Source organism: Paenibacillus sp. J22TS3 (genome assembly GCF_018403205.1).
Lineage (GTDB): Bacteria > Bacillota > Bacilli > Paenibacillales > Paenibacillaceae > Fontibacillus > Fontibacillus tuaregi.
In genome coordinates this window covers 230074-244375 of sequence record NZ_BOSF01000005.1, presented here as the reverse complement: position 1 = coordinate 244375, position 14302 = coordinate 230074, and the positions used below count along the sequence as shown (strand labels likewise).

The window sequence follows — 14302 nt, the reverse complement described above, 5'->3', positions numbered from 1 at the left end:
TCCGGATGAAAATCGATAAAAGCGATATTCAAGATATTTGGCCGCTACGCCCTGTGCAGGAAGGAATGCTGTTCCACTATTTGAAAGGTTCGGAAGAAGGCAAATATGTGGAAAGCCTCATGCTTGGGATTGAAGGATCCGTGGTGGAAGAGTGGTTCACACAAGCCTGGGAGCACGTGTTTCAAGCTAATGAAGTTCTTAGATCTGTATTCCGGTGGGAGAAGCTTAGAAACCCTATTCAGCTCATCTTAAAAAACAAACGGCCCCTGCTGGAAATTCACGATTGCTCGGAGGAGACTCTTACATCAAAAAGGGAGCAAGCCATCCGGGATCAGGAACGCTTCACAAAGTTCAATCTGGCCGAAGAAACAATAAAAGTCTCCTTATACAAGTTCAATAATGAATGCAGGCTTTTTCTTACCTATCATCATATTCTCCTGGATGGGTGGAGCCTGGGTGTGATTATGGAAGAATGGCTCAGCGCATACCGCGCACTCTCTGAGAATAAGACGCCTGTCAAGCGGCATAAACCTTCGATGAAGTCCATTTTGCTCGCAATTCAGAAGAATCAGGATCATCAGGCTGAAGCACAGTTTTGGGCCGACCATTTAGCAGAATATGAGATCAAACAGCCGGTCCAACCCTTTTACAAGCCTAATCGTCATGAATTTAAAAAAATCAGCCACTGTCTGTTACCAGAGACGTTATCAGTATTACAGGGATTCTGCAAAGATTCGAGGATGTCGTTAGCCACTTTCCTATACGGAGCTTGGGCTATGCTGATGGGACGCTTTACTTATACGGACGATGTGGTTTTTGGTACGACCGTATCTGGGAGAGGTATGAACGTACCCGGGGTTGATATGGCTTGCGGAATGCTAATTAATACCGTGCCGCTTCGAATCCGAAGTCTTGGAGAGGAAAGCGTAGAAGCTTATTTCACAAGAGTACATAGGATGCTGGCTCTCCGGCGGCCTCATGAATGGGCCGGATTGTCTGCCATCCGCCAGGCTGCAGGACTGCAGGGACCAGATGAGCTTTTTGACACCCTGGTTGTAATTGAAAACTATCCGCTCGATAAGAAGCTGATCCAACAGCCGGATGGAGCCCCTTTCTCGGAAAAGGAACTGCATTTCAGTTCTTATCACATGGACGAGCATACGCATTATCCGCTTACGCTTCTGGTCAGAACCGATACGGGACTTACTTTGGATTTTATATATGATGATACCAAATATGAATATTTTGTTGTGATGCAGATGGCCGAGTGCCTGGTAAAGCTGCTTCTGGATTTGGCGTCCCAACCAAAACGCAAGGTAGCAGAGATTGCATTGGTGAAGCCGGATTATCCGCTTCTGAATGGAAGCCTAACTCCTTATCCATCAGAGCTTCAGCTGGACGTTTTGAGCATTCCGCAGCTATTCGCAGAAATAGCAGAACAGCATTCTGCCCGAACGGCAATCATCTACGAGGATCGAACGATAACTTACGGGGAATTGGATACATTATCAAGTATTATAGCGGCGGAGCTTAGAAGGAGAGGGGCGGGGCCCGAACAATGTGTGGGTATCCAATCTTACCGCACACCGCTTACGATAGCCGGATTGCTGGGGATTCTTAAGTCTGGTGCCGCTTATGTGCCCATACACCCGGATTATCCATCCGAGCGCGTAGAGTATATCATCAAGGATACCGCAATGAGTCTGCTTTTGGCTGAGCCGGAATTTACGGCAAAATATGCGGTGTCTACCGATATTAAAGGCATAGATCTCCAGCAGCTTCTGCGGGAAGGGGTAGATTGCGGAGAGCAGCTCTCAACTGAAGCTTACCGGACGCGGGGAACCAGCCTTGCCTGTATTGTGTATACGTCGGGATCTACCGGAGAACCCAAAGGAGTCATGATTGAACATAAGGGCATTGTAAGACTGGTAAAGAACACGGAATTTGTTGATTTTAACCCTGCAGATGTGGTTCTTCCGACATGTCCGTTTGAATTTGATGTATCCAATTTTGAGATTTGGGGAGCGCTGCTCGGCGGATCTGCACTCTGTCTACTTCCGCAGGACAAGCTGCTTATGCCGCAAGTCCTTAAGAAGACGCTGCTGGAACACCGGGTATCCCTCATGTGGATGACGACACCCCTGTTTAATCAGCTGGCCGGGATAGATGCTTCTCTGTTCAGGTCGCTTCGTTACCTTATCGTTGGCGGAGATACGTTATCGCCTCCTCATGTTAACAAGGTAAGAAGGGCATGCCCTGAGCTAACTCTGGTCAATGGTTATGGTCCTTCGGAAAATAGCGTGCTGTCAACAACAATGCAGATCACCAAAAATTACGAAACCCGTATTCCAATCGGCCAACCGGTTACGCGTTCAACCGCTTATATCGTAGATCGTTACAACCATCTCTTGCCGGCAGGGGCCATCGGGGAATTATGTGTAGGCCTGGAAGGAGTGGCCCGGGGATATTTGAACAAGCCGGAGCTGACAAAGGCGAAATTTATACCCGATCCTATCTATCAGGGCTATGTGATGTACAAGACCGGAGATCTTGCCAGATGGCTGCCGGATGGCAACATCGATTTTTTTGGCAGAACTGACCATCAAGTCAAGGTAAGAGGGTACCGGATTGAGCTGCAGGAAGTAGAGACCGCAATGAGCCGCTTGCCTGGCATAAAAGCGTGTGTTGTACAGGTTACTCAGGCTAAACACGGCGAGAAGGAACTGACAGCTTATTTCGTATCCGGGGAGAAATTGCAGATTTCAAAAATCAGGGAGGAGCTTTCACAGCAGCTACCTGCTTATGCGGTACCCACAAGATACATTCAGGTGGACGCCATGCCGCTTACTCTGAACGGGAAAATTGATAAGAAAGCGCTGCTTCATCTCAACCATGAACCTATTGAATCTGCCAAGCCTGCAGCTCTGCCTGGTGTATTTATGGAGCAAACTGTTCTGGAAATCTGGAAGGAAGCACTGGGGGTAGAGCAGATCGGCCTCGATGATGCATTCTTCGATATTGGGGGCAATTCGCTGTTAACCATTCGGATCAGCGACAAGATTCATCAGGTTACAGGAATTGAGGTGTCAGTCACCGATTTGTTCCAATACCCCACAGTTCGTGAACTATCCGCTTATCTGTCCAACCGGCAAATGAATTCGCAAAGGGTGACCTCTGAAAATATAAACACCCGTGAGCATTCGGGACAAAGCCGAGATATCGCTATTATTGGCATGGCTGGCCGGTTTCCTGGCGCAGATAACATTCAGATGTTCTGGCAGCAATTACAGCAGGGCAAGGAGGGCATTACCTTCTTCACGGAAGATGAGCTTCGGCGCTCCGGTATCCAGGAAGACTTGTTGAAGCGCCCTGACTATGTAAAGGCCAAAGGGATGCTGGAAGGAATTGAGTACTTTGATGCGGGGCTATTTGGATACAGCGGACAAGAGGCCGAGGTTATGGACCCGCAGCTGCGTCTGCTTCACGAATGTGCCTGGGCGGCACTTGAGGATGCAGGTTATGATGCGGATCGTTATCAGAAAGCTATAGGATTGTTTGTTGGCGGTACGGTAAATCTGGGTTGGGTAAACCAATTATTTCATGTTTTGGAGGATGACACGGAGCGCTGGAGAGCTTCCCATCTGAATGTGCATTCCATGAGTATGCCGATCTCCTACAAGTTAAATCTGAAAGGACCTTCTCTTACGGTAGAAACAGCCTGCTCATCTTCGCTTGTAGCGGTTCATCTGGCTTGTCAATCGTTAATCACCCAGGAATCGAGCATCGCCATGGCCGGAGGAGTCTCGGTAACCGTACCGAAAAAGTCGGGATATCTGTACCAGGATGGGATGATTAAATCCCCGGATGGTCACTGCCGGACTTTTGATGCCGAAGCAAAAGGAACGGTCAGCGGTGACGGTCTGGGAGTAGTTGTACTCAAGCTGCTGGAGGATGCTCAGCGCGACGGGGATCATGTATATGCGGTGATCAAAGGATCGGCGGTGAACAACGACGGAACACGCAAAGCCGGATTTACCGCACCGAGCGTCGCGGGGCAAAAGGAGGTTGTGGCTGCCGCGCTTGAGGCGGCTGCAGTATCAGCCGACTCGATCAGTTATGTGGAGGCACACGGCACAGGCACACCGCTCGGAGACCCGATCGAAATCGAAGCACTGTCAAGCTTCTTTCCGGCAGGGCAGGAAGCAGCTACGGCAATTGGTTCGGTCAAAAGCAATATCGGCCATCTGGATGCGGCGGCCGGCATTGCCGGATTGATCAAAACGGTCTTATCCCTGCATCATAAGCAGCTTCCGCCAAGCCTGCACTATAAGGAGCCTAATCCGAGAATCCCTTTTGATCAGACCTCATTAGTGGTCAACGGGGAACTGCATGAGTGGGTTCCGGCTCAAGCCTATCCGCGCAGGGCGGGAGTCAGTTCTTTTGGGATCGGAGGTACGAACGCGCATGTGATTCTTGAGGAAGCGCCCGCTGAGAGCAAGGAGGATGCCGCAATGGGCAGTGAGCCGAAACGGTATTCTGAAGAGATTTTTGTATTCTCAGCCCAGACAGAACAAGCGCTGCATCGGAAGTGCAGGGACATGCTGGAGGTTCTGGAACGAATGCCGGACCTGAATTTACATGATATTGCCTATACACTCGCTCTGGGAAGAAAACAGCTTAACACCCGTATTGCCTTGGTTGCTTCTACCCGGCAGGAATTGTGCGAGAAGCTGCAAGCTTATCTGAGCGGAAATACAGCACCCGTAAGCATCCAGCCTGAGCGGCATGTGGTGTTCCTGTTCCCGGGACAGGGTGCACAGTATTCGGGAATGGCCCGGCATCTGTATGAATCGGAACCGCTGTTCCGGCTGGAGATGGACCGTTGTCTGGAGATCGCCAGATCAGTTATGAGCTTTGATCTGTCCGAAGTATGGCTGCATGAGCCGAATTCGGAACAAGCAGACAGTTCGCGTGTTAGACATAACGGAGAGCTACATGCCATCGATCTGACCGGGGCCGCGCAGCCGCTGCTGTTCATGGTCGAGTATGCGTTGGCCCGGCTCCTTCAGCAGTGGGGAATACAGCCAGCCGGCATGATAGGGCACAGTCTTGGTGAATATACAGCTGCTTGTCTCTCCGGCGTCCTATCTCTTGAAGAGGCTATCAAACTTGTGGCCCGCCGTTCAACGCTGATGCAGCAGATGCAGCCTGGAGAAATGCTGAGTGTAAACTTGGCCGTTGAGGGTCTGGAGGATTTACTGCGGAACTGGCCGGGGCTGTCCATTGCGGCCAGCAACGGACCTGAGCTGTCGGTCATTTCAGGCCCGGTTGCCTCTATAAGCGGAATAACCGAAGAATTGCGGCAAATGGGGATTGAGCCAATCCGGCTGCAGGTATCACATGCTTTTCATTCCGCAATGATGGAGCCTATGCTTGGCGAATTTGGGGAGTTTGTCAGGGAAATGAAGTTGTCTGCACCCCAAATCCCTTATGTGTCTAATTTGACAGGGGAGTGGATTACACCTGAGCAGGCCGCCGATCCGGATTATTATGCATCCCATATTCGGGGAACTGTCCGCTTTAGAGAAGGCCTTGAGACGTTATTTGCCAGTCTGAAGCCGATCTTCTTTGAGGTTGGACCAGGAAGGACCTTGAGTCAGCTTGTGCGTCATCAAGGGGACGTTCATGGCTCATTAGCTGTCATTGATTTGATTCCCCGTCCGCAGGAGAAGTCGCTGGGAGAATCTAAATGGCTTGAAGGACTGTCGTCCATGTGGATGAACGGGGTCGAGTTGGACTGGGAAGCATTTTATCGGGATCGGCCGGGCAGACGAATTCCTCTTCCCACATATCCGTTTGAAAGACAATTTTACTGGATGTACCAGCTTGAAACAGATCATTTGCATGTAACGCGGGCCTCACAAACGAAAGAGGAGCAGAGGAATGTTGCAAGCTGGGTTCATGTTCCGAGCTGGATCGAATTCGATCCATTTGTCCAGGAAGCTGCAAAGCCATCGACTGGAGAAAATCCTACAGTTTTGCTGCTCTGTGAGCCAGGCTCCTTGAATGACCGGTTACTCCACCAGCTCAATAAGCAGGATCAGCAGGTTATCCTGGTTCATCCTCACCCAATCTTTAAACGTGTCTCAGACAAGATGTACTTGCTTGATCCAGGAAATTCGCTTCACTATCAGCAGCTGTATGAATATTTGGTGGAAAGCGGCGAACCGCTGCCAGGCCACATTATACATTTGTGGGGTATGGGCAGCGAACATGAACATGCCGTGCCAGGTGAGGATGACCGTCAGGAGATTCTGAACCGCAGCTTGTACAGCGTAATATATCTTGTTCGAGAGGCGGGGAAGACTTCGGCAGCAAGGCCAATCCAGCTCATCTTAGGAACCAGCGGAATGGAACATGTGCTTCAGGAAGATGAAGTGAATCCTTTAAAATCTCTGCTGGCTGGTGCAGCAAGCGTGATTCCGCTTGAATACCCGAGCTTTCATGTCAATTCGCTGGATTGTGATAGGGAATCTATGGATCAGCTAGCAGGGCAGCTGCTGATGATGCTCGCTAAATTTAAACAAGAAGATCATGCTGTCAAACCGGCGTTTACCCGTTACGCCTTCCGCCAACGGCAGGGGTATATTTATCAGCTCATGCACAAGGCTGACGGACCATCCAATCCGTCCATGCCCGTACTCCAGCAAGGGGGCAGCTACCTGATTACAGGGGGACTGAGCGGGATTGGCTTGACGCTTGCCCACTATCTTGCGGAGAAATATCACGCCAAGCTAACCCTGATTGGGCGCTCACTCCGCGAAGTAGAGCAGGAAGTCAAGCGTATGGAGCACCATGGAGGACAGGTGCATATTGAAACCACGGATGTAACGGACCACAGTGCCATGCAGCGAATTGTTCATGATGCCGTATCGCGATATGGCGCCCTGGACGGCGTGTTCCATGCGGCGGGAGTGGCTGATATCGGGGGGATGCTGCATCAGGTAACCCGTGAGCATGTAGAGTCCATTCTGGCCCCTAAGGTTGAAGGGACTATAGCTATTTTTGAAGCTATGAAAAGGTTGGCTATCCCTCCGGCATTCCTAGTTCTATTTTCTTCGGTCAGCGGCAGCTTTGGGGCGTTCGGCCAATCCAGTTATGCTGCGGCCAATGCTTTTCTTGATGGATTCGCCCATGCTTGCCGGAATGAACGGATACGGGTGGTTAGTATTGACTGGGATACCTGGAAAGAAACGGGTATGGCCCTGGATGCTGTAAACCGGCACAGAGGGACTACACATATGGAGAAAGCTCTTGTAATGGAACCGCTGCGCACGGCTCACCCCTTGCTTTCCAGCCGGAGTTATAGCAGATGGGATACGCCACTGCAAGAGATGGATAGAGAAGACGCGAAGATTGGCATGATCACTTACATCTCTCATCTGTCTGCTGATCGTGATTGGGTCTTGAACGAGCACCGACTGCTCGGCACCTCTGTGCTGCCTGGAACGGCTGTACTGGAATTGGTTCGGGCAGCCTTTGTGGATCTGACGGAATCACAGCAAATGGAAATTCAGGAACTGCTTTTTGTAAGGCCGATGATTGCGGAACTGGAAGCGGAGATCAGGACCGTATGGCTCCCTTCGGATGGGGAGAAATGGTTGTTTGCCGTCCTGCTGAGAGGGGAGGATGGGCAGTGGCATGAACATGCCAAAGGAACCGCCTCATCTTTGCTGCAACAGACTGACGACTGTAATCGGACGGAACGTATGAAGTTCATGCTTGGCCAATTGCGTTCCAAGGGGGATATTTCCGAAATACGCGTAAAGAAGGGGGGCAGGTCTCAAGGTCTGGAGTACGGTGCGCATTGGAACGCTATCCGGAGGATTTACCTGGAAGGCGAGACGGGGATCGCCGAGCTTGGTCTGGATGCTGATTGCACCACAGATGCTGCGGAATTCGGCGTACATCCTGCTGTAATGGACCGGGCGACAAGCTTTATGGATACAACGGATGGGAATGAGGGCTCGTATCTGCCATTTGCTTATAAGAACGTGCGAATCTACAGCCCCTTCACTCCAACAATCTATAGCTGCTGCCAGGTAAGCAGGACCAATGAGGATATGAAGTCATTCTCTTTGGAGTTATGCGATGAAGAAGATCAGCTGCTGCTGGATATCGGCGAGTTCATCATGAGCAGAGTCCATAATGAGGCTGCGGATGCCCGAATACCTGTGGGTCCAAACATGAGGCTTCCTGCGGCAGGCAACAGCCGCCTGTCATTATCTGAGCCTGGGAATCTTGATCAGCTGCACTTTTCAACCGAATACAGGCATGCACCAGGTGCGAACGAAGTTGAAATCAAGGTTGCCGCAAACGGTCTTAATTTTAAGGAAGTATTATATGCGCTCGGGATGCTCTCATTACCTTCCTCCCATACATTCGGGTTCGGGTTGGAGTGTGTGGGTACGGTAACCCGTGTTGGAGAAGAAGTAACTGGGCTTAGACCAGGGGACCGCGTCATGGCCATCGCCGGTGGAAGCTTGGGGAAATATGTATGCATTCCATGCGATTCGGCTGTGCGAATCCCTGCCAAGCTTTCCTTTGCAGAGGCCGCAACCATTCCGATTTCATTCATGACGGCTTATTACTCTCTAGTTGTTCGCGGTCAACTGTCAGCTGGGGAAAAGGTATTGATTCATTCTGCAACAGGCGGTGTCGGGTTGGCAGCCGTGCAAATTGCCCAGTGGACTGGGGCTGAAATCTATGCGACGGCCGGTACAGAAGAGAAACGGGATTATCTCCGTTCCATCGGAATTCATCAAGTATATTCATCACGCGATTTGAAATTTGTTGATGAAATTCAAGCAGCCTGTGGCCAAGTGGATGTGGTGTTGAATTCCTTAGCTGGAGAAGCGGCTGAGAAAAGCCTATCCCTGCTGGCCCCGCACGGGAGATTCCTGGAGCTTGGTATCCGCGATATTGCCGAGAACAAAGCGCTTGGAATGCAGGCATTTGCTAATGGCATTTCCTTCTCTGCCATTAGCATTGATACACAGCTTCCTAAATTCCATGAATTGTTCAGTAAAATTGCCGGGCTTCTCGAAGAAAGGGCGATCACTCCGCTGCCGCTGGTAACCTATAGTCTCGGAGATGCGGACCAGGCCTTCCGGTATATGGCATCCGCCCGGCATATTGGTAAGATCGTGATCTGTCAAGACGAGTCGGCAGAAGAGCCGGTGGATGAGGTAGTTGGATATGAATCCGGCATCCGAAATGCTGAGGGCATGGAAGCGCTTGAACATATTTTGCGGACGGCGATGTCCGAAGAGGCTGGCGTGCCGCTTCATTACCTCTTATCCGTAACGGATCTGGCAGCGCGGGCGAATCAAACCCAGCCGGGTTGGGTGGATTGGACAGCTGCCAAGAACAAACCATCGGGTGCGGCACGAACCAAGAAACGGCCTGTCATGAGCACGGAGTATACTGCTCCAGTATCGGAGAGGGAGAAGCAGTTGGCCGATATTTTCATGGACTTTCTGGGACTGGAGCAGATGGGACTTCACGATAACTTTTTTGAAGCCGGAGCAACGTCACTTGATTTGATTCAGATCAATACCAGGATCAACGCACTTAACGTCAAGGATCAATCTGTGGTGAAGCTGTACTCCTATCCAACGGTTTATGAACTGTGCCGGTATTTGTTCTCTGAGGAAAGCGGCGAGCCCGCAGGTACACTTGCAGCAGAGCAGTCAGTAGACGGGCAGCAGGAGGACATGAAGAGAAAGGCAGGCCGACTAAAGACACTGGAGTCCATCAAAGGATTGAGGTGATACGGTGAACAACGAGTCAGGAAATTATGATGAAACGGGACTTGAAATAGCTGTTATTGGCATGAGCGGCAGGTTTCCTGGAGCAGACGATCTTGAGCAGTACTGGGAGCTCCTGTTAAAGGGGGCGAGCGCGGTTACTTATTTTCAAGATGAGGAATTGATTGCGCAAGGAGTTCCCGAACAGACCGTCCGGCATCCGAACTATGTAAGAGCCAAGCCATACATTAAAAATATATACGATTTCGACGCGGCTCTATTTGGTTACGCTCCTTGGGAAGCACAAAGTATGGACCCCCAAACCCGGCTGTTCCACGAATGTGTGTATCACGCGTTGGAGAATTCGGGTTATCATCCGGATCACTACAACGGGAAAATCGGCATGTATGCCGGTGCACCGCTTGATATCAAGTGGACCGGAAAACACTTGTCCGACAGCGGCAGCGATTTGGAGATTCTTGAGACAGGCATTGTCTCGTCCAAGGATTTCCTAAGTCAGTTAATCTCCTACAAGCTGAACCTGTCTGGCCCAAGTTATACGCTCTATACGGCCTGCTCGACATCGCTGGCGGCGATTCACCTTGCTTGTCAGGGGCTGCTGCTTGGGGACTGTAATCTGGCTGTTGCGGGCGGCGTCACTTTAGAACAGCCAAGCGTATCGGGCTACTTGTATGAAGAAGGTAAAATTCACTCACAAAGCGGGGTTTGCCGGCCGTTTGACAGCCGTGCAGACGGTACGATCTTTGGAGAAGGGGCCGGCGCGGTCGTGCTGAAGCGCCTGACTGATGCCATTCAGGACGGCGATTACATTTATGCGGTGATCAAGGGCTCCGCAAGCAACAATGACGGCCGGAGAAAAGTCGGCTTTGCCGCACCCAGCCTGGAAGGCCAGAAAGAGGTCCTTCGTTCCGCTTGGGAATTTGCTAATATCGATCCTTCAACTATCGATTATATGGAAGCTCATGGAACAGGCACTAAGGTAGGGGATCCGATTGAGTTTGAGGCTTTAAGGCAGGTGATTGGCCAGCGGGAGGACCATCTCCCCATCGGCTCTGTTAAAGGAAACATCGGCCACTTGCACGCAGCTGCCGGCATTGCCGGCTTCATCAAAGCCGTCCTCTCTCTTGAGCGGGAGGTCATACCACCAACGGCCGGTTTTAAGGAGCCCAATCCTCTGCTGAAAATGGAAAACTCACCTTTCTATGTAAACCGGGAGCCGGTGCCTTGGAAGCGGAGAGACAAACCACGCCGCGCGGGGATCAGTTCGTTTGGTGTCGGGGGTACGAATGTGCACTTGATTCTGGAGGAAGCGCCACAGGTGACCCCGCAGGCTCAGGAGAAGACTCCAGTGATCATGCCATTCTCCGCAAAAAGCCCGTCCTCGCTTCAGACCAGCTTAAGAGAGATGGCGGACTATATCCATCAGCATGACGAGTTGAACCTTGCCGATGCCGCTTATACTCTGCAAAACGGAAGGGGGCAGTTTAACTACCGTACAGTATGCATAGCCGGACATGCGGGGGAGGCGGCCCAAACGTTGGCTCGGATCGCGGAGGAATCAGCCCCGGTCCATTCCATTGAGACAAGGGGCAGCGGCCAGCTTGTGTTCATGTTTACAGGACAAGGGTCGCAATATCCAGGGATGGGCGCAGAGCTGTACCGGGAAAATGCGTTATTTCGTGAAGAGCTGGACAAGCTCGCCGGGAAGCTTGCTCCTAAACTGGGGGCCGATATAAGGCATTATTTATGTCCTCCTACTGATGAGACTGCTAAGTCCGGCATGGATTTGTCCGAACTGAACCAGACCTGGCTTGCACAGCCTGCGTTGTTTGCGCTTGAATATGCACTGGCTCAGGTCTGGATCAGCCTGGGAATCAAGCCGGCTGTTATGGCTGGGCACAGCATAGGTGAATATGTGGCAGCAACTCTTGCCGGGGTGTTCTCGCTTGACGATGCGCTGGATATTGTGGTGGCCCGGGGGCGTCTGATGCAATCAGCTTCTGGTGGAACTATGGTAGCCGCCGCTGTAGCTGCGACGGAAGCGGCGATGTACACCAGCGATTCAGTGTCGCTTGCTGCGGTAAATACCCCTAAACTCTGCGTGTTTTCCGGAGATGAGGCCGAGCTTGCAGAGAGAGAGAAGGAATGGGATCGCCAAGGAGTATTTCATCGGCGTTTGAATACATCACATGCTTTTCACTCCTCTAAGATGGATGGCATCCTGGAATCCTTTATCGAAGTGCTGCGCAGCAAGACACTGAACGTGCCGACAACGCCTTTTTATTCCTGCCTTACAGGTGATCTGATCCGGGAAGATATGGCCGTCACCCCGGAATACTGGGCACAGCAGCTGCGGAGTACGGTTCGATTTAGTAGAATCGCCGCAAGCTGCTTGGTAGACGAGCGGAATTTTATTCTTGAGGTAGGCCCAGGGAAGACGCTTACCAATCTGGTGGAAGCTCAGGCATCCAGAAACAGGGTTGTGCTGTCAACGCTTGGGTCTCGCTCAGAGCATGTGTACAGGTCGTTCCTTGAGAGCCTTGCCAGTTTATGGCTTCAGGGCGTTTCCGTGACATGGTCAGCACTTGACTCGGGAGCCCGCCGCCGGCGTATCCCGCTGCCCTTGTACTCTTTTGACCGTCAGACTTACATGCCGCCATCTCAACCATTGCAGTTGAGATCAGCTCGGCAACTGAAATCAGGGGTAAAGTCCGGTAAACAGCTGCTGTATCAGCCTGTATGGAAACCAGAGCCATTACCTGCTGCTCCTGCTGAGCGGACGAAGATGAGCCGAGACCAGTACAGTTGGCTGATTCTAATGAATAAGGATCGGCTTCAGCCGTACGTAGATCACCTGCTTAAGATCGGGGACAGTTGTATTACCATTGGCCTCGGTGAAGGATACCGCCGCTGCGGTGATGGAGCTTATGAGCTAAATCCTTCGGCGCCTGATCAATTTCATAAGCTGGCCAGTGAGCTGGAGATGGATGGTGTGCGCATAGATCGCATCCTTCACGGCTGGTGTCTTGAGGATGAGATTTATGATCCATTGACCGGTGATTTGCAGGGCAACGCTGTTCAACAAGGCTATACCACGTTAATTAACCTTCTATCATCTATGGCGGATAAGGTTCTTAGCGAAGAGGTTCAAGTCTTTGCAGCCGCAGCCGGAATTATGGATATTTATGGTTCGGAGACAGCTAACCCTATCCGCCGCTCGTTGATGGGTCCGCTGCTGGTCATCCCATACGAATATCCGGGATGTAGGGTGAAATTAATTGACTTTCATGGATTATCGGGGAAACGGCTGATCGATAAGCTGGTACAGGAAACGGCAGCACCGGCAGCCGGTACAGTCATTGCATACCGGGGATCGACCCGGCTGGTTCAGCATTTTGAGCCGATCCCTCATTTTGATCTGATGTCTGAGCTAGAGAAGGATGTAGAGGAACAGGCTGGGGACAAGCAGGTGATTCTATATGTTTCGCCATCAGAGGATACAGGCCTGCGTCTATTCCTCGAATCTATCTCCAATGCCGTCATCCTGCATGCGAGGGGCGATGATCTGCAGGAGATTGAACAAGCCGTCTCGGATGCGGCAGCAGTTACAGGCCGGATTGACGCTGTCATTTATGAGCCTCAGCTGGGACCCATGAGCATGAGAACGTTAAGGGAAATGGCGAATGCGGCTGGACTTCAACACTGGAACTTGAAGGGTTTCAAACACTTGAACATGTGTCTCACTGGGTGTGGAGCTGATCTTGGCGCCGGGTGGCTTCTTTCTTCCCTGGCCTCTGTAGTAGGGGGATACGGATTATGCGAGCTCTCCGCCAGTGCCAATGTATACGATGCGGCGGCTCAACAGCATTCTAACCCGTCTTTTTCCTGGATGCCGGTCCATCGCGATTTTATCCGGAATGGGGATCATCCAGTATTTGGAATTACAGAAGACGAGGCAGCGGCCGTATACAAGCAGCTGTGGGGTCTGAGGGACCAGTTGAGCCGTGCCATCATTTCAGCAATTCATCCTGAGGACAAAGTGAGAATGTATGGGGAAAAGTCCATAGTAAAGAACGTCTCTGCTATAACATTCTCAAGTGCTGAGGGGCTGAAAGAACGGCCTGGCCATTTAGGGGAGTGTGCTCTTCCTAATACGGAAGCTGAAAAAGTGCTGTGTGAACTTGCCGCAGAGCAGCTCGGGGTACACCCGATAGGACTTGATGATCACTTTTATGATCTGGGAGGCCACTCGCTATTGCTAACCCGCCTTTTGTCGCGGATCAAAGATGTCTTTAGAGTGGATCTTCCTCTAAGCATGATGCTGGAGACACCAACGGTCAACGGAATGCTGAAGGCGCTTGAGGGGGAATGGGGAAGCCGGGAAGTGCTTGAAGAGATCGCTGTTTCCTATAGAGATTATCAGAAGCTGGTTTACGAAGAGATGAAATAACATCGATTCAAAGTGGAGGTCG

The 14302-nt window shown here is 51.3% G+C and carries 2 protein-coding genes; both read left to right on the top strand.

What is annotated here, in order from left to right; translation table 11 throughout:
* Positions 1-5: 5 nt before the first annotated feature.
* Positions 6-9833, top strand: a complete 9828-nt coding sequence (locus KJS63_RS17370) for a non-ribosomal peptide synthetase/type I polyketide synthase (RefSeq protein ID WP_213620268.1) — start codon at positions 6-8, stop codon at positions 9831-9833.
* A gap of 4 nt (positions 9834-9837) precedes the next feature.
* Positions 9838-14280, top strand: a complete 4443-nt coding sequence (locus KJS63_RS17365) for a type I polyketide synthase (RefSeq protein WP_213620267.1) — start codon at positions 9838-9840, stop codon at positions 14278-14280.
* Positions 14281-14302: the final 22 nt, after the last annotated feature.

What these genes read in the sequence shown, in the direction of transcription:
- KJS63_RS17370 (WP_213620268.1), top strand. Translation starts at nt 6, where the DNA reads ATGAAAATCGATAAAAGCGATATTCAAGATATTTGGCCGCTACGCCCT.